The following is a 25209-nucleotide window of genomic DNA, read 5'->3' as shown; positions in this document are numbered from 1 at the left end:
GGCTTGGAAAGTTTAAAGAGAACTTAGTTTAATATAGAACAAATTTAACGCTTGCATGAGCCTAAGCCGGCTTTACCGGCTTTAGGGGCTTTAAGGAATACGCTGACAAATTTTATCAGCCAGATAACCAATAGCACCAGCGTAATAAATGGAGTTATTGTAGCGCAGAATCATTTTGTAATTTGCATACGCTAAGAATACAGGGCCGCCGTAAGGTTGTACGATGCTAGCTTGCAACTCCTGATGTGGTAACGGCTTGCCATCCTCGGTGCGCACGCCCATGGCATTCCACTCGCTAACCGGCTTAACCGTGTTCTTTCCTTCCAAATTCATATCAAAATTAGCAGGTAATTTTACCAATACAGCCCAGGGCTGCCCGGTTTGCCAACCGTTTAATTTCATGTAATTGGCAATGGATGCAAAGACATCAGGCTTGGAATCCCAAATGTCTTTGCGTCCATCCCTGTCATAATCCACCGCGTATTTTACCCAACTTGAAGGTAAGAACTGCGGCTGCCCGGAAGCGCCAGCCCATTCTCCCTTAAAGCGATGTAAGGGTACATGCCCGTCATTTACGATGTGCAGGGCATAAAACAATTGTTGCCGGAAAAAATCACGGCGGTTGGAATCGTAGGCTAAGGTAGCCAAGGATTTAATCACAGGGAAATTGCCCATATAACTGCCGTAACTGGTTTCCATCCCCCAAAACGCCATTATAAAACACGGGTCAACACCGTACTCGGCAGCAATCTTATCAGCTACTTCCTTGTTCTTCTTATATTCTTTACGGCCTACAGCAATGCGGTAATTATCAACGCGCGAATTACGATATTTAAGGTAAGTCAAGCGGTGTTCTGGTTGCGAGCGAGCCAAACTTTTAACTTGCCTGCTTGGCTCATGTATATCTGCAAATGCTTCATCAAATAAAGCTGCAGAAATCCCCTGGTTTATTGCTTCTTCCCTGACTTCCGCTACCCATTGGTTCCAGCTTTGCACATTGGCGAGAGCATTTTGCGCCGTCAAAAGCCCTACCCACATTAATATAAACTGCCATTTTTTCATATTATTTTCCTCAGGCGGATTTTCAATTTTATTTCGGCCATTTAAGGCATAACTTTAATATAAAGATCCTAACTGCTGCTGATCGGAATAGCAAACGTTTGCGCCTACACACCATCCCGCAAAGAAACAATAGGCTCGAGCATGGATGCCCGCCTTGCAGGATAAAAACCAAAGAAAACGCCAGTAGCGACGGATACGGCAAACCCTGCTAAAGGAGGAAGGAAATAAATCATAAAAGGCCAGTCGCTAAAATAAGCCACACCCCATGTGAAAATTAATCCAAGCAGCACACCGAGTATGCCACCTAACAAAGACAGCATGACTGATTCCACCAGAAATAGCGTTTGGATTTCTTTATTTTTAGCACCCACGGCTTTGCGGATGCCGATTTCTTTTTTACGCTCGCTGACGGATACCAGCATGACATTCATGACGCCGATCCCCCCCACAAGCAGGGAAATGCTGCCGATAACAGCCAACAGTAAGGTAAAAATCCGTCCCTGATTTTCCATGCTGGCAATAATCTGTTTGGCACTGCGCGTAAAAACGCCGGCTTTCGGCGCTTGCCGGCCGATGAGCGATGTCACCTGCTCCACAAGTTTGTCGATATTTACATCCGGTTTTATCAACATCACGGCATTGTTAATTTGCGTATCCTTGGTAATTAGCGCAGTACCGGCAATAGGGATGATCACCGCCTGGTTGATGTCTTCGTTAAAAAAGTTATTTTCACGCCAGGGTTTCGCTATGCCAATAACAGTGTAAAGGAATTGCCCAATGCGTATTTGCTTATGCAAGGGGGTTTCCAAATTAATTTGTCTTAATTGTTGCGCCAAACCATCGCCAATCACACAGTAATGTTCAAATGAATCCACAAACGACACGAAATTGCCTTCGGCCAATTCAATTTTAATGATTTTTGCCAATTCTTCATCGGCTCCTAGAACAACGCCGCTCAACTCCTTGCCTTGAAAGCTTAATGCTTGATAAGCACTGCTGTATGGCGCGATTTGCACTATCGATGGCAGCAATTGCGGAAATTTTCGCCACGTCGATAAAGAAAGATTATCACCGTTATGATTTGGCTCGGATAATTTTTGATATAAGGTTACTGCCAGCAAATCAGTGCCCAAAGCTTTAAATTGCGCCAATGCTTTTTCCGTAGCCAATTGACCGCAACTCAATAAAGCCACAATGGCAGCAGTACCGACTAAAATGCCCAAGACAGCAAGAAAAGAGCGCAATTTGGCAGCCATTAAGTTAATGAATGCTTGTTGGCAATAATTTTTGAATTTCATTAATTTTCTGCCACGATTTGCCCGTCTGCCAAGGTAATGCGGCGCGCGCATTGTGCTGCTACCTGCTCATCATGCGTGACCAAGATAATGGTGCGGCCTTCAGCATGCAAGTCCAAAAATAACTTCATGATGTCTTTTCCAGTATTGGAATCAAGAGCCCCCGTCGGCTCATCCGCTAAAATAACCTGCGGCTCCGTCACTAAAGCGCGGGCGATAGCCACTCTTTGTTGTTGCCCACCGGATAATTGCGCCGGACAATGGGCGGCGAAAGCGCGCATGCCAACGCGTGTTAAAGCATGCAGCGCTTTTTGTTTACGCTCATGCATTGCTTCATTACGGTAAGTTAAGGGTAAACTCACATTTTGTTCGGCATTAAAACGGGGCAACAAATTAAATTGCTGGAATACAAAACCTATGTGACGATTGCGTAAACCGGCTAATTCATCATCGCTCAAGCCGTTAACATCACGGCCTTGCAAAAAATACTGTCCGGCATCTGCTTTATCCAGCAAACCGATGAGGTTCATTAAGGTAGATTTCCCCGAACCGGATGCGCCGACAATAGCCAACAGATCACCACGATTTACTGTCAAGGATACACGGTTTAATACCGTGGTTTCCACATGACCAATTTGATATTTTTTTGTAATTTGATTTAATGCAATTAATGGCATACCTTGCTAACCATAAACAATCATTTCACCCGCCTGCAGTCCTGCATCTACGATAACTTTATCCACTTCTGCCGCGCCGGTTTTAATAACTCGAAGCGTGCTGTTGCCTTTTTTGTCGCGGACTTGCACGACATTTTGGCCATTTTGCTGTTTAACCGCAGCAATCGGGATGAGTAATTTATCATGACTGCTTACCGTTAATTCGATTGCAGCGCTCATGCCTACCTTTACCCAAGATTGCTGCTCTGGGGTCAATTTCTTTACCTCGATGACCGCCGTAAAGGTGGGCAATGCCCCGGTGTTACTCGCTGACGCTTGCGCATTAACCGATACCAGCACTCCTTTCAATTCATCTTCCGGAAATGCCACGCTATGAATAGTGGCAGGCATCCCCGGCTTTATTTTATCAATATCCACTTCAGGCACATTGATTTCGACGCGGATGCCGCTCAAATCGCCAATCAAAGCCAGGACTTGTCCTGATTTTACATTTGCCCCTACAGTCAAATGGCCGCCTTTATCGTCATTAGACTTAGGCGGATACAATAAAACACCATCCCGGGCCGCTTTTAAGCGAATGGAATTATGCTTGCTGGTCAATTCCTGTTGTACGCGATCAAACTCGGCAAAACTTAAGGAAGAAAGATCATGGCTATGCTCGTCTCCGGTTTTTTCCAAGATTTCTGACAACTTATGGGTAACCTGTAATAAAGCAATACGGGCAGTGTTTAAGCTTGATTTTTCACTGAGGTAGGTATTTTTAGGCAATAATCCTGAATTCCATAAATCTTCAGTCCCAGCGAATTTAGTGCTGGCAATGATAAAATTATCCTTGGCTTTCAAATATTCAGCCAGCGTATCGTTGTACTGTTTTTGCAGCTCAGGTGAATTCAAAGTAAAAATTATGTCTCCTTTCTTAACCTTTTGCCCATAATTAAAGTGCATGGTTTCCACAATCGCTTCGGCAGGATTTGTTATTGTACTTTCCCCCAGAGGCTGCATAATTCCGGTAAAATATAATGTCTTGTGAATTGCTTCCGTTTTCACTTCATATATTTTTTCGCCCACGCGCTTGTTCGCCTGCTCACTGCAGGCGAACAACATCGCAGCACAAGACAAAAACATAAAATAGCGGCTCATTTTCATCCGCAATACCTCAATTTAATTTGCCAATGTTCTAAAGTGGTACCCAGCATCCGCTGCAAAACGGATATTTGATTCAAATAGGCAATTTTTGCGCTAATCAAGCCCATTTGCGCTTGCAATAATTGATTTTGCGTATTATTAACGTCCAAGACAGTAGTTATTCCAGCTTGTTGCTTTTTCTTTTCCAGCTCGTAAGCTTGCTCAGCCAGTTGCACTTGCCGTTCGGCGAGCTCATAACGTTTTGCCTGGCTTGAAATGGAGTTAATCGTATTTTTAATATTCGTAATTAACGAGCGCTTTGCTGCAATTAAATTTAGCCTATCTTTTTCCAAGCGTATTTTGGCATTGATTAATTGACTACGGCGGCTGACATCATTGATGGGGATGGTTAAGGTTACCCCCGCAGATTCCGTAACGTTGATGCCGTTATAGATGCTGCGCGAGCTGGGATGGTTATTATCTACATCATTGATTGTCCCCGCTTGCACGTTTGCAGTAAAATCCAGTTGCCATAATTGTTGATTCTTGGCTACCGTGTACGCACGTTCGTCCGCACGCAATGCCATTTTTAAGGCTTGATATTGGGTGTTTTGTTTTAAACCCTGCTCAATGGCTTTATTGACATCAGGAATAATTATTTTTTTTAATTCGACATTGTTCGGAACGGCCAATTTCAGATCCGGATCCAGGCCGATTATTTGCAATAAATCCTGAGCCGTATTTCTAAACTCATTTTCGGCTTGCTCCACCATTAAACGCAAGGATTCAATTTGATAGGATTGTTGAATGTTCCCCGTAGGTTCAAGCTCGCCGGCTTCAATTTTTTTCTCGTTCCGCTCATAAGCCCTGCGCGCCTCTTCGAGCTGCCGCTGCTGGTTTTCAAGATTATTGCCGCTCAAAATCAATGCCCGGTAGGTCAGGATGACTTGGGTAATTTGATCCATGACTGCTTGTTGCAGGTTTAACTTATTGAGCCATTCTGCATCTTTTGCATCCAATAATCCTGCTTCATTGGCCGAACGGCCAAAGCCACGCAGCAATGGTTGCGTGAAAGTAAAGTTGAGCAAAGGATTGTAATTTCCCTCGGCAGCCACATTATTATCCATACGCAGGGAAAATTGACTGCCCAAAGGATTGGTGTATTCAAACTCGGGAGTGAGCAAGGCACTCTTATTGGTGGCATTGCCAATGCCGCTGTAATGACTTTTTTCCACCAAAGCTGTACCGGCTAAGGCAAGTTGCAATTCAAATTCATTTTGCGCTAAACGCAGTTGATAACGTTGAATGATGCGATCAAGTTCGGCATTCTTGATGTTCGGGTTATAACGTAAAGCCAATAAAATCGCCTCTCTTAAACTTAAATGCAGGATTTTTTTGCCAGTCGAGGCAGGTGAAGTAGGTAATTCGATCCAGTGCTCCAGCATGTATTCTGGATTATTAATTGCCTTGTTCAGGCGTGCCCTTGCCTCATCCACTTTTTGCCGCTCACCGGCAGGGTTGGGTACCCAACGATAGAGCGAAAGTGCAGCAGGCTGGACAACAGGACAAATCTCTGCAGCTATAGAATTATTGCATTGAGAAATTAATACTATGCTGCATAAAAGACTTGCGATTCGCCGACCCATGTTTAATACCTTCAGCTTTTAAGTCCCGGCACCGAAAAGCGTCGCCTGTCTTGCAAACGCAGTGCGGTCAACCGCCCTCCCCATAGACACCCCGTGTCAATGGCATGAATGTTTGGGTGTGAAGATTTCCCTTGCAATGCCGCCCAATGGCCAAATACAATCTCGGCTGCAATTTCAGGACGCTCAGGCACTTCATACCATGGGAAAAGATGCGAAGGAGCATCTTCTAATGTACCTTTATAATTTAATACCAAAGCCCCTTTCGCGTCGCAAAAACGCATCCGCGTAAAATAATTACAAATGGCCCGCAAGCGCTCCATTCCCGTTAACGACGGCTGCCAACGCTTGGGCTCATTGCCATACATATGCTGTAAAAATTCACAATAACGCCCCCCATGCAACATGTTTTCCAATTCCAATGCATAAGTTTTGGCTTCAGCCAGAGTCCATAAAGGGGCGATGCCAGCATGCACCATCACGATATTTAATGCCTCATCGTGAATAAGAATGGATTGTTTGCGCAGCCAATGCCCCAACTCTTCGCCATCAGCTGCTGTTAAAATATCTTGGATGGTATCATCGGTATTACGCCGCTCATTGTTAAGAAATAAGCGGCTTAAGAGATGCAAATCATGATTGCCAAGAGTAATGCGGGGTGGGAGAGGTAATTGCTTCACGAAACGCAATACTTGCAATGATTGCGGGCCACGATTAACCAGATCGCCCACAAACCATAAGCGGTCAACTCGCTCATTAAACTGAATATGCTCCAGCAAATTCTGTAAAGGACCATAACAACCTTGCACATCGCCAATTGCATAATCAACCACTGTATTTAGTCCCCATATGCGGCGATGCTCCTGACTGTTCAATTTTCTGCCATTGCCCCCCGGCGGATAACTGGCTTAACTGACTGGAAATGACACCGGATTGGCGGGCCGTGATCGCAACATGCCGCGCAGACATGGCCAACTCAGCTGCAGTTAATGTGCTTTCCTGCCCCGTATGCACATTATAAAATTTTACCTTATCAGGCAAGGCCACCATGTATTTGGATACCACCACACCACTTAGCATTTGCTGCGTATTGGCTTGCTCAAAACGGGACATAACGTTTCCATCCGCATCTTTGGCATGCAAGCCCAAAGCTAAGAAGCCATTTTGCACCAATTGCCAAGTCTTGTACTCCGGGTTTGCCTGCACAAACCATTGAAAAATTTCAGGGCACATGAGCATGCCGCCTGGCACCATAAATAGTGGGGCTTTATTGACCATAATCTTGCCATTTTCCAATTGGTTGGTTAACCAGCGTAGAAATTCCATTCCTGCCAATTGTTCTTTTTGACTGATGGCTTCAGGGGAAGAATCCACGAAAGTAGTAACGCGATTTAAGCGCCCGCCGCTGCGCCCGCCCATTAATTTAAGCATTAATTTGTTAAAAAAGCGCTGGATCGAAATGGCTTCGGCACGAATTAAAATGGCCCCCAGCGTCCCTGCTCCCTGCCAATCCTCATTAAGAAGCGCAAGCCATACGGCTAAAACTTGCGGGTTAGAGGCAATCCAGGCAAATCCGCTAGCCGGCATTAAAAGACGCCCAAATAATAAATTCAAGCGGCGGCGCAAAGCTTCTTCCTGTTCTGGCTGGAATTCATAATGATAGTAAGTCGCGACAGCAGCTAAACTTTCCAATAAGGGATTCCATTCCTTCAAAAGCTGGCCATTAACATCAAATAGATCGACACGATAATCGATTTGTAGTTTGCCGATCCCTTGCAACATACCTGCGGAAAATAAAGCATAAAGCCAAAGTTTTTGCGGATCAGATAAATCTGCACCTTCGGGCAAAACAAATTCGCGGAATAATTCCAGGGCAGCTTCGGTGCGGTTTAAAGCATGGTCCAGCAGCCCGCATGGCCCTGTGTAATAATTATGCGCAGTTTCCGGCAAGCTTTGGCTGTGGTTGATTAGGTTATGGATTAAACTTAAGCATAACTGGTCAAAACGGGCGTGATCAAATGAACTGAATTCTTTAATTTTTGTCAGTAATTCCTGTCTTTTTTCATCTGCCAGCAACTGGGCCGGGGCAACGACCGCAGTTAAATCTTTCAACGGTTTGGCATGCGAGGAAATGGTCTTTTTATTAGGTCGGTGAAACAAGATCAGTTCTCCATCTTTTGATCTACGATTTTTTCAATCAGCCGTGTGATTTTACCAGTAAAGAGGTATCAGCAATGCGTCTACTACACAAACATCGGCTGCGGCTTGCTATCCGCGCTATATTTTAGGACATAATGCGGTCTAAGTATACACTATTTGGCAATAAATTTCTCTATTTGCAATATCTCACGGCATATCAAGTGGACATCTATTGTAATATAGAATGATTAACATCACACGGCTGCAGTGCTCCTAAATTCACTCTGCTGCATTTAGGCAATGTGCCAACCTGGCATAATCCGCCACAGGAATTTGTTCTGGTCTTAAGGATGGGTCAATTCCATAATGACTCAATGTTGCAGCGCTGCATATTGGTTTTAAATTATTTGCCAAGGTTTTACGGCGCATGCCAAAAGCTTGTGCCAGCAATCGCTCAAGCACAGTAAAACTAACCTGCGGATAGGGTGAAATTTTATAAGGGAGTAAACGTACGACAGCAGATTCTACTTTGGGTTGTGGATAAAACGCATCCGCAGGCACGTCAAATAAATGCTCAACCTCACAATAATATTGCACGATAACGCTTAAACGACCGTAATCTTTGCAATGCGGCGAAGCAGCCAAGCGCTCCACCACTTCTTTCTGGAGCATGAAATGCATGTCTTCAATGCATGGAATGAATTGCAAGAGACGGATTAACAAGGGGGTAGAAATATTGTACGGTAAGTTACCAATTATACGCAGGTTCCTACCAAATTGGCTGTAATCAACGGTTAAAGCATCTTCCGCTATGAGCTGCAATTTTTCTGCTGCAATGGGCGAGCTAGCCCACATTGCCTGTAAATCCGCATCAATTTCAATTGCAATCAAGTGGTTAAGAATTTTTAATAAAGGTTTTGTCAATGCCCCCAAACCAGGACCAATTTCCAAGACTTTATCTTCTTGTTGAGCATGGAAATTTTGTAAAATAGCAGCAATAACATGCTGGTTTTGTAAGAAATTCTGGCCAAATCGTTTGCGCGGACGATGTCCCATGCGATGCTCGCTCATATCTGCTTCTATTATTAAAAGAATAAATTTTATCCTGTCTATTCATACGATGCATCTCATTTCATATCAGACACAAAGCACGCTTTTTTACTTATGTAACTTCTTGCCTGTGAGACGATCAATACTGGCATAATAGAACACGCTTATGTTAGGGTTTACCTATTGATAAACCAAACTCCGCCTCTATGTTGTTAAACCATTTACTCGAATTACGCCGCCGTGCTTTAATCATTTTAATTGTTTTTTTGGCGCAATTTTTATTCTTTTTTATCTTCGCCTCGGACTTGCTGCATGTCTTGACGTTACCTCTTTTAAAAATATTGCCGGCACAAGATTCCCTTATCGCCACGCAGCTTACTTCGCCTTTTTTCATCCCTATCAAATTAGCTGCTGATGCAGCCATGCTTGGTACAGCCCCTGTACTCTTGATTCATTTGTGGCGGTTTGCAGCCCCGGGGCTTTACCGCCGCGAGCGCAAGGGCTTAAAATTTATAATCAGCATCAGTTTGCTGCTGTTTGGGACAGGAATGCTATTTTGTTTCTACATCGTCCTTCCTTTCATGATGCAGTTTTTAATCCATATCATTCCGCAAGATGTGCGTTTGATGCCTGACATCGGCTCTACCCTGGATTTTATCACCCGCATGCTGCTTATATTTGGCATGTGCTTCCAGGTGCCGCTGCTGTGTTTATTTTTACTGCAACTTGGCGTGCTCGACGTGTCTTTTTTAAAAAAAGTGCGTCCTTATGTGATTGTGGCCGCTTTTATTGTAGGAATGTTGTTAACACCGCCTGATGTATTGTCGCAAATTTTATTGGCAGTGCCGCTTTGCCTTTTATACGAAATAGGAATTTTCTTGGGAAGCTGCCTCGAGAAATCAAAATTGTCTAACTAGAGTTTTACTTTCCGGAAGCCTTGTCTTCCAATTGATATTTTTTATCGGCTTCCTCGGCTTTTTTTAAATTGTCTTGCAATTGCTGTTCATTCATTTGTGCTTGCCAAAATTCCAGAATTTGCTGCCGGTATTGCTGCAGCAAGCGCACACATTTACCAAGGTGTTGCGCCAGCATTGGCATTTTTCCAGGGCCAAAAACCAATAAAGCGACGATTAGAATGAGCAGCAATTCGCCGGTGCTCATGATTTTTTATCCTCATCTTCATGCAAAGCCCGCCGAAAATTTTTAATGGCGGTGCCTAAGTCAGAACCCAGGGTCTTGATTTTTTGCGTCCCGAATAGCGCCACAATGATCAGCAATATCAATAATAACGACAACGGACTTATTCCACTTAATCCCATAATTACTCCTGTTGCACTGGGTTAATCTCGCTTGCCGGCGCATAGACGCAGCAGCACTAAAAATCCGCCAGCCACTGCAGCGCCTGCGGCCAAAAGGGTAAGCTTTTCTACTTCTATTATATTTAAATAAGTTAAACCGCCAAAAAAAACAAGAGCGCCGAACACGCCGGCGGCCATGCCACGATACCATGATTGGCGATATTTGCTGGTTTCCATGCTAGTGGCCATCTGCAAATCCCGCAGTTTTTGTTCCTTGTTAAGCAACAATACATCGTTTAACAATTTAGGCATGTGCGGTAATTGTTCTACAAAAAACGGCAAGTTGGCACGCATATGTTTTAAAAATGCTTTTGGCCCAATTTGGTCCCGTAACCATTTTTCCAGAAATGGTTTGGCAGTGGACCAAAGATCAAGCTCTGGGTATAGTTGCCGGCCTAATCCTTCGATAGCCAATAGTGTTTTCTGTAACAATACCAACTGCGGCTGCACCTGCATGTTAAACCGTCGCGCCACATGAAATAAATGCATGACCACCAATGCAAAAGAAATGTCTTTTAAAGGTTTTTCAAATATGGGCTCGCACACCATGCGGATGGCATTTTCAAATTCTTCCGCCCGCGTCGTTCTGGCTACCCAACCGGATTCAATGTGCAATTGCGCAACCCGATGATAATCGCGGTTAAAAAATGCAAGCAAATTTTCGGCAAGATAACGTTGATCATTATCATTTAACGTACCGATAATGCCAAAATCGACGCAAATATATTGTGGATCTTCCGGATGCGCATAAGAAACGAATATATTTCCAGGGTGCATGTCAGCATGAAAAAAGCAATCTCTAAATACTTGCGTGAAAAAAATCTCAAGGCCGCGTTCCGCCAGTTTCTTGATGTTGACTTTATATTCATGCAAAGTTGCAAGATCCGTAACTGGTATACCGTATATTCGCTCCATAACCAATATATTGGGGCGCACATAATCCCAGTATACGTCTGGAACATACAACAGCGGCGACTTGGAAAAATTGCGTCTTAATTGACTTGCATTGGCAGCTTCTTGCTGCAAATTCAGCTCATCAATTAAATTGCGCTCAAATTCAAGTACGATTTCCTTCGGTTTCAGGCGCTTACTTTCCGCCCAATAACGATCAGCCAGATGCGCAATAGTGTGTAAAATGCCCAAATCCTGTCTAATAATTTTTTTTATGCCAGGCCGCAAAATTTTCACCACCACACTTTGACCGCTTTTTAACGTAGCGGCATGCACTTGCGCGATGGAGGCTGAAGCCAAAGCTTGTGCATCAAACTCGGCAAATACTTCATAAGCACTTTGTCCATATGCAGCTTCGATAAGGGTGAGTGCCATCTTGCTTGGAAATGGAGGCACATTGTCTTGCAATTTGCATAATTCAATAGCAATATCAGGGGGTAAAATATCAGGGCGTGTAGACAGCGCTTGACCAAATTTTACGAAAATAGGGCCAAGCTCTTCCAAAGTTTTCCTAAGCGCCACCCCTCGCGATAATTTTTCCCGGCGAAACCACGTCCAGGGGTTTAAGAATACAATAAAGCGCAACGGTGCGAATGGCTTGATTCCCACGATGACGCGGTCCAAGCCGTTTTTAGCCAACACGTAATTTATGTGCAATAAACGGATTACCTGTTTAATTGATTTCATGACAAGCCGTGAGTTGGTTAATATGGGCAGCTAGGCGTTCGACACTTAAAGACAAATCGTCCACGTCTTTAAAAAAATCCTCCAACTCTTCTCGCGAAGGAACAAGCCGCAACTCTTCTTGTAAGTATTCAGTCAGGTTGGCGCGTAAATTGGCACCCAATCGTTGGTTAAATGCAAAACCACGCCTGAAAAAAGAACCAATTTGATAAGCGACTACATCACCGGTAAATTGCGCTAAATGCCCTTCCCAATCAATATCCATCTCATCAAATAATTTTTTTACTTCTTGCCCTAATTCGATGTTGCCAGAAATTTTGATTTGATCATTGAACAAAGAGCGGACTTTGGAAGCCGGCAAAAGACTTAAGCGAATCAAACCAAGCGGGCTGCTTTCGATAATTGTGTCTGCGCTGCATTCTTGTGCAGTCGCCAGGTGCAATTCATTTTGCCTAAAGCAAATGAAAAAGCTGATGTTTAATGGGGTAATGATTAGTTTTACCGATTTGCCCTCAAGAGCTTGTAGTTTTTCCGCTCGGGAAGGATCCAGCGCCAAGGCTTTATTAATTGCTTTTTGCAAAGCCTTTAATGTGTAGTGTTTAATCATGACTCTCTCAGTATTTATAGGCAATGTGTAACGCAACGATGCCACCGCTTAGATTATAGTAATGGCAGTCTTCAAATCCCGCCTGTTCAATCATTGTTTTAAGGTTTTCTTGATTGGGATGCATGCGGATGGATTCAGCGAGATATTGATAGCTGGACGCATCGTTTGCTACCAGCTGCCCAATTTTGGGCAATATGTTAAAAGAATACCAGTCATAGACGGGCTTTAATCCCGGGAGCACCGGGGTAGAAAACTCGAGCACCATCAATTTTCCACCAGGTTTGCATACCCTGAACATGGAAGACAAGGCTTGTTGTTTATCGGTAACATTGCGCAAGCCAAATGCCATGGTGATGCAATGGAAACTGTTGTCGGCAAATGGCAGCATTTGTGCATTCGCTTGCACAAAGTGAATGTTATTATGCAAGCCTTCATCCAGTAACCGATCTCTTCCTACCCTGAGCATGCCTGCATTGATGTCAGCCAGAACAATTTGGCCTGCATCGCCAACTTTCCTGGATAACAACCGCGTCAAATCCCCACTTCCGCCTGCCAAATCCAAAACAGACTGGCCTTTATGTACTCGGCTTAGTTCAATAGTAAACCGTTTCCATAAACGATGAATGCCAAGCGACATCAGATCATTCATTAAATCATACTTTGGTGCTACGGAATGAAAGACATCTCCTACTTTTTTTTCCTTTTCATCCCACGCTACGGTTTGAAAACCAAAATGGGTGGTTTTTTTGTCATCGCTCATCAGTTTACGTCCTATAGGATAAGGACGTTATTTTAACTGATAATGAGGTAAAAACCAGTAAGCGGCGACTGCCTATACGGATATTGCCGCATACTGTGCTAGTTCTGCGTAGATACTTAAACAGCCATCAAAGAGACGATTGTTGGGCTGGCGGCGTTCCCGTGTCGGTTGAGTTAACATCTGCTTCAGGATCGGGATCATTAGCGGGATCAGCTTCATTGTCCTCTGCATTATCGATGCTCTCCGGCGCAGGGTTTTGATTCGGATTGGTCATTTGTGAATTTCCATCCGCGGCATTAGGTACCGCGTTACCCACCGCATTGGGAGTTTGAGCAGGAGAAGTATTTGTATCCGCATGAACATACGCACACAAGCCTAATAATATCCCTAACAATGCCATGACCTTTTTCATTTATATCTCCATAATTTGCGAAACCGCAAAATACTATAGGAAGATAAATTCCTAAACGTCAAGACAAGAGAGAAGAGCAAGAGTGTAAATATTCAATTTCATCCGGCAAGGTACGGGCGCGCTGTGCAGCCCATAAGCATTCCGCCAAACGCTCCATCAGCAAATGCTCTACCGCCAACGTATCTCCATATTTTTTTACTAAATCCCGATAAATTTTTGTTATTCCCGCAGGTCTGTCCGTACTGATCTGATCGCGCAGTGCCAAATGCAAACCCATGTGTAAAAATGGATTGGTTGCGCCCAGCTCGGGGAAATACTCTTTATTTAAATGATTGGTGGTGAGAAGTTCATGATATTCGGGATGAACTTTAATTACAGCCACAATTTGTTCTTCTAAAGGAAGTAAGGGCTGCTGTGTTTTATATTTTTGCCAACTTAGGAAAAATAATTGCCGGGTTTCTTGAATGCTGCCGTAAAACATAATGAATATAAAATAATGGAAGGGATTAAATTTTAACGCATATCCGCCGCGACAACAAAAATTCCTTACTGCAGTTGTCCGCACAAACGCCACTCCGATGCTTCTTTATAAGCTATATTTGCAAAAAAATTATTGACATATCAATTGAATCCATGCGATATTTTGTTATGCGAGGTTGGACTTGCTATGTGTCATTCCACTGGGTCAATTGGCGACACACCGATTGGCCCTTTCTAATTTCTAACACCCCATTGCACAGATTAATTTTGCACTCAAGTAAATCATCAATACCCCGCTAAAGAATTCGATGCACCCCCAAACACGGCGGCGTGTAAGCAGGTTAGCAAAACAATACGTAGTCGTGGTCAATAAAGAAAACCATAATAAGCTGGATGTCATTACACCCAATAAAAACGCTTGCTCATGCCCGGGAAACCGGCTGCTATTGCCACCGATCAAAAGCAGACTATCGATAATTGCATGCGGATTGAGCAAGCTAAAGCCAAGCGCCATCAAAATAATTTGTTTGCGACTCACCGAGATGACTTCATCCATATCTACCGAGCTTGACGAGAACAGAGCTTGTTTAATAGCACGGCTGCCATAATAAAATAAAAATACGGCTCCTATCCTTGCCATCCATACCCCTAAAGCCGGGTGCAACTCCAAAATTTCATGCAACCCAGCCACACTACCCGTAACCAATACAGCATCACACAGAAAACAAGTCACAGCCGCGAGCAACACATGTTTGCGCTGTGCCCCCTGGCGGATTAGAAAAATATTTTGCGGTCCTAACGCCATGATTAAGGATAAACCCAACATCAGACCATTCATATAAACTGGCATATCAACAACCAAACAGACCAAAAAGAGAGCAATTATCGCACATTTTGCATTATTTTGGAATAGCAGATGGCAAGGTTATAAAAATTTGAGCATGAACAAGGCAAGGACTTATGGGAGAATCAATACTGCATAAGTCACCAGAATGATTTAAATAAATAAGTGTAAGAGAAGTTTTTCGCCTGTTATCCTGCGGAAACACGATAATTGAATCTCTTGGCTAAGATTCGCGCCCGGCTGACTTACTTTGCATCAGTTTGTTTAGGAGGCAATGATTCTACCAGCAAGCTGCAAAACTTATTACAGAAGATGCGTTTATGCTGCTTAAGTGCGCCAACAACATTGCAACTTATAGTAACCGCAGTATAAAATGCCAAACTTATTTATCCTGCCATATATACCTAGAAAAATCGAGTTTAAGGAGGGAGCGTGGGCTCTTTGTTGAAAAACAATGCAATTGCCTTGTGTTTGTTAGCTGGTCTATTTTCTACCTTTAATACAGCTTCGGCAGCAGAAGAAAAAAGCAATTATGAGTGGGTTGACCCTTTGATAGATGGTTTTTATCCTACTTATCCGCAAACGACTCCAGCTAGCGGAGAAAAAGAAACCCTAATTAAACGCGGGGAATATTTAGCCAAACTAGGTGATTGTATCGCTTGTCACACGCATGTTAGAGGCGGTACTCCCGCCTTTGCTGGCGGTCTACCGTTAAACACTCCTTTTGGTACCATTTATAGCCCCAATATTACTCCCGATAAAAAAACCGGGATCGGTAATTGGACGGAAGAAGATTTTATCCGCGCCATGAAACATGGCCGCGCTCCTGACGGGCGTAATTATTTTCCCGTTTTCCCATACATTTATTTTGCCAACATCACGGATGACGATGCCCGTGCTTTATACACGTATTTTATGAATATTCCTGCCGTGGAATTACCAAACAAATCACAACCATTCCCATTTAATATGCCGGGAGCAAGCCTGGGGATGTGGGGTTGGAATTTATTATTCTTTTTCCCCAATGAGCGACTGGAATATGATCCGGAACAATCACCGGCATGGAACCGCGGCAAGTATATTGTTGACGGCCTTGGGCATTGCAGCATGTGTCATACGCCGCTTAACGTCCTAGGTGCGCCTAAGAAGCGCTTTTATTTAACGGGTGGTTTTGTGGATGGCTATTGGGCTCCTAACATCACCCAATTTGGTTTGGGCTCAGCCAGCCATTATGACGTCGCCGATGTGTTCGTGAAAAACGAATTACTGAACAGGGCAGGTCCCGTCGCAGGCCCCATGGCGGAAGTAAATCACAACAGCTTAAGTTATCTTACCGAAGAAGATCAAAAAGCCATTTCCATTTATTTAAAATCAATCAGCAGTGAAGATCCGCTGGCGGTTCCCAGCATGGAAGAGCAACCTACCTTGAAACGCGGGAAGCAAGTCTATGTAAACACCTGCATTATTTGCCATCAGGACGGCAAAATGGGCGCACCATTAATCGGCAATGGCCCAGGCTGGTATGCCCGCTTGAAAGAAAGCGGCTTAACCGGTTTATACCGCCATGCCATCCAAGGGTATAACAGCATGCCCATCAAAGGCGCCTGCGTCACGTGCTCTGATGAAGACGTGATCGCCGCAGTGGATTATATACTCAACAAATCGCTGTCCCGTTCGCAACGCCTTGATCTGGCATCAGGCGGCGCTGCCAAATTTCCGGCCAATGGCAAAGATATTTACAATGAAAACTGCAGTATTTGCCACAATGAAGGTAAATTGGGTGCGCCCAAGATAGGCGATCAGGAACAATGGAACGTTCTTGCTGCGAAAAATATGGACGTTTTAATCGAGCGCACCATGAAAAGCGACGATCATCCGCAAAACGGTGGCTGCAAACACTGCACGACGGGTGAAATCATGGAAGCCATTAAATACATCCTGAGTCAGTCAAAAGTGGAAGGCAATTATTCACTGTGGTAATAAATCTAGCCGCCATGCCATATTGAAAAGCATGGATTGCTGAACCTAACGCTTTTAAACCCCCTTGGGCGGTTTAATAATAAAAAATGCTTAATTAAGAAGAGGGTCGGGAATGCTAAAGAGGTTGAACATCTGCAAATTTGTCGTCTTACTGCTTACATCGGTTATTGCACACCCGGTGTTTGCCGCTGCGGATAACTGGCAGATGAATATGTATAAAGGGGTAACACCCTTGAGTCATGATATGTACAATTTGCATATGATTGCTATCGTGATTTGTGCCATCATCGGCGTCGTTGTATTTGGGGTGATGTTTTACGCTTTGCTCCACCACCGTAAATCGCGCGGCTACATCCCGGCTACTTTCCATGACAATACCCGTCTGGAAATTGTCTGGACCATTATCCCCTTTTTAATTTTAATTGGTTTGGCTATACCTGCTACGAAAGTGTTATTGAAACTTGAAGATAATACGGATTCAGATGTCACCATTAAAATTGTTGGCTATCAGTGGAAATGGCAGTATCAATATCTGGATCAAGGCATCAGTTTTTTTAGCAATCTGTCTACCCCATTTGCGCAAATTCAGAACGAACAGCCCAAGGGACAATGGTATTTGCTGGAAGTTGATAAACCTCTGGTTGTTCCAGTTCACAAAAAGATCCGTTTTCTGGTCACTTCAAATGATGTCATTCATTCTTGGTGGGTCCCTGAGCTGGGAGTAAAACGCGATGCCATTCCGGGTTTTATGCATGAAGCCTGGGCACGTATTGAAAAACCCGGTATCTATCGCGGCCAGTGTGCCGAGCTTTGCGGCATAAATCACGCTTACATGCCCATCGTCGTACAGGCAGTCAGTGATGAAGAATTTACCCAGTGGGTCAATCAGCAAACCAAAGCATCTGATCCTTATGCTGCCGACGGTGGCAAAACTGTCGAGCAAAAAGTGATGACCCGTGCCGAGTTAATGACCATGGGTAAAGAAAAGTATGACGCCGTTTGCGCTGCATGCCATAAAGCCGACGGGAAAGGCTTGCCGCCTATGTTCCCAGCGTTAAAAGGCAGTTCGGTAGCCGTGGGCAGACCCATCGCAAGGCATATCGGCATTGTACTGAATGGCGTTCCGGGTACTGCGATGCAAGCCTATAAAGATCAATTAACCGATGAGGAAATTGCAGCCATTGTCACTTACGAACGCAATGCCTGGGAAAATAATACCAATGACTTGGTGCAACCGGCTGATGTTGCGAAAACAAGACAAGGTGAGAATCAACAACCCACAATGGTGAAAAAAGCTCAAGCTGGAGGTTTACAATGAGCCAAGTAATAGTCCATGAAGCAGATCATGAACACCACGGTCCAGAACAAGGCCGGGGAGTCATCGGCTTTGTAAAACGCTGGTTATTTACAACCAACCATAAAGACATAGGAACCTTATATTTGTGGCTTTCCATGATAAGCTTTTTTGTGGGCGGCGGCATGGCTTTGATCATACGTGCTGAATTATTTCAGCCGGGTCATTTATTCGTTGATCCTAACTTTTTTAACCAAATGACCACCCTGCATGGCTTAATCATGTTATTTGGCGTCGTTATGCCTGCATTCACTGGCTTGGCAAACTGGCAAATTCCGATGATGATTGGCGCCCCCGATATGGCGCTGCCGCGCTTGAACAACTGGAGCTTCTGGATTCTGCCCTTTGCCTTCGCCCTGTTGGCGTCAACGATGTTTCACAGCGGTGGTGGCCCAAACTTCGGCTGGACCATGTATGCGCCACTGTCCACAAAATTTGCGCCACCCAGTACGGATTTTATGATTTTTTCCGTGCACATGATGGGGCTTTCTTCAATTATGGGGTCGATTAACATCATTGCCACCATATTGAATATGCGCGCACCCGGCATGACATTGATGAAAATGCCGATGTTCGCCTGGACCTGGCTTATTACTGCCTTTTTGTTGATTGCCATTATGCCCGTGCTGGCTGGAGCCGTAACCATGATGCTGGCTGATCGTCATTTTGGCACCAGCTTTTTTGAAGCAGCTGGCGGCGGTGACCCCATTTTATTCCAACACATTTTCTGGTTCTTCGGTCACCCGGAAGTGTATGTATTGGTTTTACCGGCTTTTGGCGTCATCTCGGAAATCATTCCAACCTTTAGCCGCAAGCCATTGTTTGGCTATCATTTTATGGTTTATGCAACCGTAAGCATCGCCCTTTTATCCTTTATTGTATGGGCGCATCACATGTTCACCACCGGCATTGCATTAGGTGCGGAATTATTTTTCATGTATGCAACGATGCTGATTGCTGTCCCCACGGGAATTAAGGTATTCAACTGGGTAAGCACCATGTTCAAAGGTGCCATGACCTTTGAAACGCCCATGCTGTTTGCCATCGCCTTTGTATTCTTGTTTACCATTGGCGGTTTCACCGGCTTGATGCTTGCTCTGGTGCCGGCAGATTATCAATACCAGGATACTTATTTCGTGGTGGGGCATTTTCATTATGTGCTGGTGCCTGGGGTTATATTCTCCCTGTTAGCTGCTATCTACTATTGGCTACCCAAGTGGACTGGGCACATGTACAGTGAGCGCCTGGGCAAATGGCACTTCTGGTTATCCGTTATTTCCGTGAATGTGCTGTTTTTCCCAATGCACTTCCTGGGATTGGCAGGCATGCCACGCCGCATTCCTGATTATGCCTTGCAGTTCACCAATTTTAATATGATTGCAACGGTGGGCGCATTTATCTTTGGATTTTCGCAGTTAATATTCTTGTATAACGTGATTCAAACTGTGCGCGGACGTGGCAGAAAAGTGGATGCCAAGGTATGGGAAGGAGCACATGGTCTTGAGTGGACTTTATCTTCTCCACCCCCATACCACAGTTTTACGGTACCACCCGAGATCCATTGAGTTTGACTATGGCAGTAAAAAGTCACAATAAATTGTTGATAACATTAGTTGCGGTTGTGTTGGGCATGTTCGGTTTCGGATTTGCCCTGGTGCCAATTTATAACAGCTTGTGCAAGGCATTAAACATTAACGGCAAAACCAACCCTGAAGCTCTGGCTTATGATGCAAACACCAAAATAAGCCATGACCGCGACGTGCTGGTGCAATTTGTAGCAACCAATAACAGCGGCGTGCCATGGGCATTTTATCCCAAGGTGCAACAGATAAAAGTTCACCCGGGAGAAATTGCGAAGCTCGCATTTTATGCGGAAAATAAAACCCCCCACCGCATGACAGTGCAAGCCATTCCCAGCGTTACCCCCGGTATTGCTGCAAAATATCTAAAAAAAACGGAATGTTTTTGCTTTACGCAACAAACCCTGAATGGGCATGAAGCAATGGATATGCCTTTGCTTTTTCACATAGACAGCGATTTACCGGCCAAGATAAAAACAATTACCTTGGCGTATACTTTATTTGACGTAACTGATCGCGCGAAGCGATAGAAAAACAGGAGAAACAACCATTATGGGAGACCATGGTACATATTATGTCCCTAAACCAAGTTATTGGCCCTTGGTAGGTTCAATCGGTTTAACAACCATGTTAGTGGGTGCCGGTTGCTGGTTGCATGATAATTGGTATGGGCCTTATATCTTTTTTCTAGGCTTGCTCATCGTGGTATTTATGATGTTTGGCTGGTTTGGCCAAGTCATTTATGAGAATGAAAAAGGTCTTTACGATTTACAAGTGGACCGCTCCTTCCGTTGGGCAATGAGCTGGTTTATTTTTTCCGAAGTCTGCTTTTTTGCGGCATTTTTCGGTGCTTTGTTTTTTGCCCGTTTCTGGTCTGTGCCGTTACTGGGCGGGGAAATGCACCCCATTACGCATATCACCCTCTGGTCAGATTTCAAAGCCACATGGCCATTGTTAGTTAATCCCAACAACCAAATGTATGTAGGCGCTCACGAAGGCATGGGAGCTTGGGGCCTGGCAGCGCTTAATACCTTAATCCTTTTAACTTCCGGCGCAACCATTACCTGGGCGCACTGGGCTTTAAAACTCAACAAACGCCGCCAATTGGAAATCGGGCTAATTTGCACCATTGCCTTGGGGCTCATCTTCTTATTCCTGCAAGCATATGAATACCATGAAGCTTATACGGAAATGAACCTGACCCTGGATGCTGGGATTTATGGCACTACCTTTTTTATGCTCACCGGCTTCCATGGTTTACACGTTACCGTGGGAACCATCATGTTGATCGTAATTCTTGCCCGCTCCTTACGCGGTCATTTTACGCCAGAGCGTCATTTTGCCTTCGAAGCAGCCGCTTGGTATTGGCACTTTGTAGACGTTGTCTGGTTGTTCCTGTTCGTATTTGTATACTGGTTGTAAAACCGAACCTGTTCCCTGCCTTTAGCAGGGAACGCTGCTAACGCCCCTTTAGGCATTTTCCTGCGCCTTAAGCCCAGTCACGCCCGCCCTGGCTGCTTATCAAAATTTAGGCATGCCACTGCCTGAGTGGAAGTTTATGATTTAAGCTGCTCTTTTAATGCAAGTAATTCATCACGTATCATGGCCGCTTGCTCAAATTCCATATTCTTGGCATGTGCATACATCTTTTTCTCCAAACTTTGTATGCGGCTCATCAACTCATCCGGCGGCAGCACTGCGTAAGCAGCTTTTTTCTCGGCTACCCGGCTACGGTGCGGATTTAAATGGGGGCGCTCCATGATGTCCGTCACCGATTTACGGATCCCTTGCGGCGTAATCCCATGTTCAAGATTAAATGCAGTTTGCTTATCGCGGCGGCGCTCAGTTTCATCCAAAGCCCGTTGCATGGAGCCTGTCATGCGATCCGCATAAAGGATGGCTTTTCCATTCACATTTCTTGCCGCCCGACCTATGGTTTGAATTAAAGAACGATCGGAACGTAAAAAACCTTCCTTGTCCGCGTCCAAGATGGCTACCAAAGAAACTTCAGGCATATCTAAACCTTCGCGCAGCAAGTTAATACCAACCAGCACGTCAAACTCGCCCAACCTTAAATCACGGATAATCTCCACGCGCTCTACGGTATCGATATCGGCATGCAAATAACGAACGCGGATACCATGCTCATGCAAATATTCCGTCAAATCTTCTGCCATGCGCTTCGTCAACGTGGTTACCAGAACCCGTTCTCCCGATACAACTACTCTGCGGATCTCGGACAATAAATCATCCACTTGATTGGTTACCGGGCGAATTTCCACCTGCGGGTCGACCAAGCCCGTGGGACGCACCACTTGCTCTGCCACATTATCCGCTTGTTCTTGTTCATAGGGACCGGGGGTGGCTGAGATGTAAATGGTTTGCGGGGAGCGTTCAATGAATTCTTCAAAACGCATGGGCCGATTATCCAGTGCCGAAGGCAGCCTGAATCCATATTCGACCAAAGTTTCCTTGCGGGCGCGATCACCACGGTACATTCCCCCAATTTGCGGAATGGTGACGTGCGATTCATCGATGATTAATAATGCATCTCTTGGCAAATAATCAAATAGAGTGGGGGGCGGTTCACCGGTTTGCCGGCCGGATAAATACCGTGAATAATTTTCAATTCCTGAGCAATATCCCAATTCCAGCATCATTTCCACATCAAAATTGGTGCGCTGCTCCAGGCGTTGTGCTTCAAGCAAGCGATTTTGCGCAGTTAATTCCGCAATACGCTCTTTAAGTTCTTCCTTAACTTGATCTATCGTTTGCAGAATGCGCTCCCGCGGCGTGACATAATGAGTTTTTGGGAAAATGGTGACGCGTGGTAAACGTTGCAATACTTCGCCAGTAAGAGGGTCAAATGTGGCAATATTTTCCACTTCATCGTCAAATAACCCGATGCGTACCGCATCTTTTTCTGCATCCGCGGGGAAAATATCGATGACATCGCCATGCACGCGAAATTGTCCGCGGCTTAGCGATTGCTGGCTGCGTACATATTGCATCTCGGCAAGCCGCCTTAATATTTTGCGTTGATTACATTGTTCTTTGCGCGACAGATGTAATACCATACGCAAGTAAGAATCGGGATCACCCAAGCCGTAAATAGCGGATACCGTGGCGACAATGATGGCATCTTTGCGCTCAATCAAAGCTTTGGTCGCAGAGAGGCGCATTTGCTCGATGTGTTCATTTATGGAAGCGTCTTTTTCAATAAATGTGTCAGAAGAAGGCACGTATGCTTCCGGCTGATAATAATCATAGTAAGAGACAAAATACTCCACCGCGTTATCGGGGAAAAACGTTTTAAACTCCCCGTATAATTGCGCCGCCAAAGTTTTATTGGGTGCCATGATTAACGTCGGCCTTTGGATGGCTTGGATCACGTGCGCGATGGTGAACGTTTTTCCTGAACCGGTCACGCCTAGCAATGTTTGGCGGGCCAGGCCGGAATGTATGCCATCGACCAATGAAGCGATGGCCGCTGGTTGATCGCCGGCTGGTTGGAAATTTGAATGAATTTTAAATGCTTTTTTCATAACGCGAACTATAACATGAATTTTTATGGATGATCGCCTCAGCACTTCAGGATTCAAAATTTACTCAATGAAAGAATACAATCGAGAACTGTTGAAAATGGCTACATCTTATCGAGTTTAAAATAAGTATAGACTAGGAGTTTATAATGAATATTGCGCTCGCTGATCGCATCAAGCAAGTCAAACCATCCCCTACCCTGGCGGTAGCCGCCAAAGCCGCGCAAATGCAGGCGCAGGGACTGGATGTTATCGGCCTTGGTACAGGCGAACCCGACTTTGACACGCCGCGCCATATCAAAGATGCTGCAATGGCAGCGATTGAAGCCGGTTTTACCAAATACACTGCCGTGGATGGCATTCCTGAACTCAAACAAGCCATACAAGCCAAATTTAAACGCGACAACGGCCTTGATTATCAACTTAATCAAATCTTAGTCTCAGTGGGCGGCAAACAAAGTATTTATAATTTATGTCAAGCACTCATCAATGAAGGCGATGAAGTCATCATTCCGGCCCCTTACTGGGTTTCTTACCCCGACATCGTTTTACTGGCAGGCGGCAAGCCCGTCATCATTGCCACCACCCCCGCCCAGCATTACAAAATTAATGCCGAACAACTGGAAAAAGCCATTACTGCAAAGACAAAATTGCTGTTTATTAACAGCCCGTCCAACCCCTCAGGAATTGCATATACTTATGCAGAATTAAAAGCATTAGCCGAGGTGCTGAAACGGCATCCGCAAATATTAATTGCTACGGATGACATGTATGAACACATCATTTGGTCACAACCGTTTGTTAATATTTTAAACGCATGCCCTGAATTATATGAACGCACGATCGTATTAAACGGCGTCTCCAAGGCTTATGCCATGACCGGCTGGCGCATCGGTTATGCAGGCGGCCCCGCCCCGCTGATTTCAGCCATGAAAACGGTGCAATCCCAATCAACATCTAACCCCTGCTCCATTGCCCAGCGTGCAGCTACCGCAGCGCTCAATGGCGGAGAGGAAACCGTGCATGAGATGGTCAAAGCCTTTCGCGAGCGTCACGATTATGTAGCGCAGCGCCTGCGCGATATTCCAGGCATTGAAGTAATTCCCGCCGATGGCACTTTTTATATCTTCCCAAGCGTACAACAAATCATCGAGCGCCGCGGTTTTGCCAATGATATTGAATTCGCCGATCGTTTATTAAATGATGTAGGCGTGGCCTTAGTCCCAGGCTCCGCTTTCGGCAACGAAGGCTGCATCCGCATTTCTTTCGCCACCAGCATGCAAATTCTGCGCGACGCCATGGACAGATTGCAGCGCTTCGCAGAACAATAATCTGCTATAAATATTTAGTTAGAACCCTTGACCCGCAAGCGGAATCCATTTAAGATTCCGCTTCAATTCCCCGGTAGCTCAGTCGGTAGAGCGGATGACTGTTAATCATTAGGTCGGCGGTTCGAGCCCGTCCCGGGGAGCCAAGCTCAGTAAGGGTTTTGGCAAAAAAGCTCGACAAACAAAACTCACCAAGGGACACTGGCGGGACACTAAGTAGTAACAAGCACCCACAATTGGCAACATGTAATACAGCCGATGTCGTTATAATCAAAAATTCCTCGCGCCGAGTTTCCTCTTAATTAATTTATCAATTTCAGTCAATTAATTGGCGATTA

General features: G+C 44.9%; 24 protein-coding genes and 1 tRNA gene. 8 read left to right on the top strand and 17 right to left on the bottom strand.

Annotation, left to right across the window (positions count from 1 at the left end; translation table 11 throughout):
• Positions 1-90: 90 nt before the first annotated feature.
• The 8 genes from NKV53_RS11440 to rsmA form a co-directional block, all read right to left on the bottom strand.
• On the bottom strand, positions 91-1062 hold the full coding sequence (locus tag NKV53_RS11440; RefSeq protein WP_126954512.1) for a lytic transglycosylase domain-containing protein: 972 nt from the start codon (positions 1060-1062) through the stop codon (positions 91-93).
• A 104-nt stretch (positions 1063-1166) separates the two neighbouring features.
• Positions 1167-2360, bottom strand: coding sequence for an ABC transporter permease (locus NKV53_RS11435; RefSeq protein ID WP_126954513.1), 1194 nt, complete (start codon positions 2358-2360; stop codon positions 1167-1169).
• Positions 2360-3034 carry an ABC transporter ATP-binding protein gene (locus NKV53_RS11430; protein ID WP_126954514.1) on the bottom strand — a complete coding sequence of 225 codons (675 nt, stop codon included), beginning with the start codon at positions 3032-3034 and terminating at the stop codon, positions 2360-2362. Before NKV53_RS11430 ends, NKV53_RS11435 begins: the two co-directional genes overlap by 1 nt.
• Positions 3035-3040: 6 nt before the next feature.
• Positions 3041-4174: an efflux RND transporter periplasmic adaptor subunit gene (locus tag NKV53_RS11425; RefSeq protein WP_371923219.1), complete on the bottom strand. Its 1134-nt coding sequence runs from the start codon at positions 4172-4174 to the stop codon at positions 3041-3043.
• A gap of 2 nt (positions 4175-4176) precedes the next feature.
• Entirely contained in the window at positions 4177-5820 is a 1644-nt protein-coding gene (locus NKV53_RS11420; RefSeq protein WP_371923218.1) for a TolC family protein, read from the bottom strand.
• Complete coding sequence (locus tag NKV53_RS11415; protein WP_126954531.1) at positions 5817-6635, bottom strand: symmetrical bis(5'-nucleosyl)-tetraphosphatase; 819 nt, start codon at positions 6633-6635, stop codon at positions 5817-5819. Before NKV53_RS11415 ends, NKV53_RS11420 begins: the two co-directional genes overlap by 4 nt.
• Positions 6628-7962 carry a conjugal transfer nickase/helicase domain-containing protein gene (locus NKV53_RS11410; protein WP_253351163.1) on the bottom strand — a complete coding sequence of 445 codons (1335 nt, stop codon included), beginning with the start codon at positions 7960-7962 and terminating at the stop codon, positions 6628-6630. Before NKV53_RS11410 ends, NKV53_RS11415 begins: the two co-directional genes overlap by 8 nt.
• 258 nt (positions 7963-8220) lie before the next feature.
• Positions 8221-8997 carry a 16S rRNA (adenine(1518)-N(6)/adenine(1519)-N(6))-dimethyltransferase RsmA gene (rsmA, locus tag NKV53_RS11405; protein ID WP_126954532.1) on the bottom strand — a complete coding sequence of 259 codons (777 nt, stop codon included), beginning with the start codon at positions 8995-8997 and terminating at the stop codon, positions 8221-8223.
• Between the two features lie 203 nt (positions 8998-9200).
• On the opposite strand from rsmA, the gene tatC reads away from it, so the two are divergent.
• Positions 9201-9908 (top strand): twin-arginine translocase subunit TatC, encoded by a 708-nt coding sequence (gene tatC / locus NKV53_RS11400; RefSeq protein ID WP_253351223.1) that lies wholly within the window; start codon positions 9201-9203, stop codon positions 9906-9908.
• Between the two features lie 4 nt (positions 9909-9912).
• Here the strand turns inward: tatC and NKV53_RS11395 are convergent, their stop codons facing one another.
• The 8 genes from NKV53_RS11395 to NKV53_RS11360 all read right to left on the bottom strand — a co-directional run bounded on the left by NKV53_RS11395 (position 9913) and on the right by NKV53_RS11360 (position 15093).
• Positions 9913-10152, bottom strand: a complete 240-nt coding sequence (locus tag NKV53_RS11395; protein WP_126954518.1) for a twin-arginine translocase TatA/TatE family subunit — start codon at positions 10150-10152, stop codon at positions 9913-9915.
• Positions 10149-10310, bottom strand: coding sequence for a twin-arginine translocase TatA/TatE family subunit (tatA, locus tag NKV53_RS11390; RefSeq protein WP_126954519.1), 162 nt, complete (start codon positions 10308-10310; stop codon positions 10149-10151). Before tatA ends, NKV53_RS11395 begins: the two co-directional genes overlap by 4 nt.
• Positions 10311-10331: 21 nt before the next feature.
• Complete coding sequence (gene ubiB, locus NKV53_RS11385; protein WP_253351162.1) at positions 10332-11987, bottom strand: ubiquinone biosynthesis regulatory protein kinase UbiB; 1656 nt, start codon at positions 11985-11987, stop codon at positions 10332-10334.
• The gene (locus NKV53_RS11380) at positions 11974-12591 is read right to left on the bottom strand and encodes an SCP2 domain-containing protein (RefSeq protein ID WP_127033172.1); all 618 of its coding nucleotides are present in this window, start codon (positions 12589-12591) and stop codon (positions 11974-11976) included. Before NKV53_RS11380 ends, ubiB begins: the two co-directional genes overlap by 14 nt.
• Before the next feature lie 7 nt (positions 12592-12598).
• Positions 12599-13351 carry a bifunctional demethylmenaquinone methyltransferase/2-methoxy-6-polyprenyl-1,4-benzoquinol methylase UbiE gene (ubiE, locus tag NKV53_RS11375; protein WP_126954522.1) on the bottom strand — a complete coding sequence of 251 codons (753 nt, stop codon included), beginning with the start codon at positions 13349-13351 and terminating at the stop codon, positions 12599-12601.
• Between the two features lie 127 nt (positions 13352-13478).
• Positions 13479-13763, bottom strand: coding sequence for a hypothetical protein (locus NKV53_RS11370; RefSeq protein WP_126954523.1), 285 nt, complete (start codon positions 13761-13763; stop codon positions 13479-13481).
• A 58-nt stretch (positions 13764-13821) separates the two neighbouring features.
• Positions 13822-14244, bottom strand: coding sequence for a DUF1841 family protein (locus NKV53_RS11365; protein ID WP_253351161.1), 423 nt, complete (start codon positions 14242-14244; stop codon positions 13822-13824).
• A 240-nt stretch (positions 14245-14484) separates the two neighbouring features.
• Positions 14485-15093, bottom strand: a complete 609-nt coding sequence (locus NKV53_RS11360) for a LysE/ArgO family amino acid transporter (protein WP_127033178.1) — start codon at positions 15091-15093, stop codon at positions 14485-14487.
• 543 nt (positions 15094-15636) lie between these two features.
• On the opposite strand from NKV53_RS11360, the gene NKV53_RS11355 reads away from it, so the two are divergent.
• The 5 genes from NKV53_RS11355 (at position 15637) to NKV53_RS11335 (ending at position 21423) form a co-directional block, all read left to right on the top strand.
• Entirely contained in the window at positions 15637-17067 is a 1431-nt protein-coding gene (locus tag NKV53_RS11355; RefSeq protein WP_371923217.1) for a c-type cytochrome, read from the top strand.
• A gap of 112 nt (positions 17068-17179) precedes the next feature.
• Positions 17180-18385: a cytochrome c oxidase subunit II gene (gene coxB / locus NKV53_RS11350; RefSeq protein WP_126954525.1), complete on the top strand. Its 1206-nt coding sequence runs from the start codon at positions 17180-17182 to the stop codon at positions 18383-18385.
• Positions 18382-19986, top strand: coding sequence for a cytochrome c oxidase subunit I (gene ctaD, locus NKV53_RS11345; RefSeq protein WP_126954526.1), 1605 nt, complete (start codon positions 18382-18384; stop codon positions 19984-19986). Before coxB ends, ctaD begins: the two co-directional genes overlap by 4 nt.
• Positions 19987-19994: 8 nt before the next feature.
• The gene (locus NKV53_RS11340) at positions 19995-20531 is read left to right on the top strand and encodes a cytochrome c oxidase assembly protein (protein ID WP_126954527.1); all 537 of its coding nucleotides are present in this window, start codon (positions 19995-19997) and stop codon (positions 20529-20531) included.
• 22 nt (positions 20532-20553) lie between these two features.
• Positions 20554-21423, top strand: coding sequence for a cytochrome c oxidase subunit 3 (locus NKV53_RS11335; RefSeq protein WP_126954528.1), 870 nt, complete (start codon positions 20554-20556; stop codon positions 21421-21423).
• A 134-nt stretch (positions 21424-21557) separates the two neighbouring features.
• Here the strand turns inward: NKV53_RS11335 and uvrB are convergent, their stop codons facing one another.
• Entirely contained in the window at positions 21558-23546 is a 1989-nt protein-coding gene (uvrB, locus tag NKV53_RS11330; protein WP_127033182.1) for an excinuclease ABC subunit UvrB, read from the bottom strand.
• Positions 23547-23692: 146 nt separating this feature from the next.
• Between uvrB and NKV53_RS11325 the strand changes: the two genes are divergently transcribed.
• Entirely contained in the window at positions 23693-24874 is a 1182-nt protein-coding gene (locus NKV53_RS11325; protein ID WP_126954530.1) for a pyridoxal phosphate-dependent aminotransferase, read from the top strand.
• Between the two features lie 67 nt (positions 24875-24941).
• Positions 24942-25017, top strand: a tRNA-Asn gene (locus NKV53_RS11320).
• Positions 25018-25209: the final 192 nt, after the last annotated feature.

This window comes from Legionella sp. 27cVA30, from assembly GCF_024160945.1.
Taxonomy (GTDB): Bacteria; Pseudomonadota; Gammaproteobacteria; order Legionellales; family Legionellaceae; genus Legionella_A; species Legionella_A septentrionalis.
Note: the sequence above shows the minus strand (reverse complement) of the source record. Positions and strands in the feature narration are given on the sequence as shown.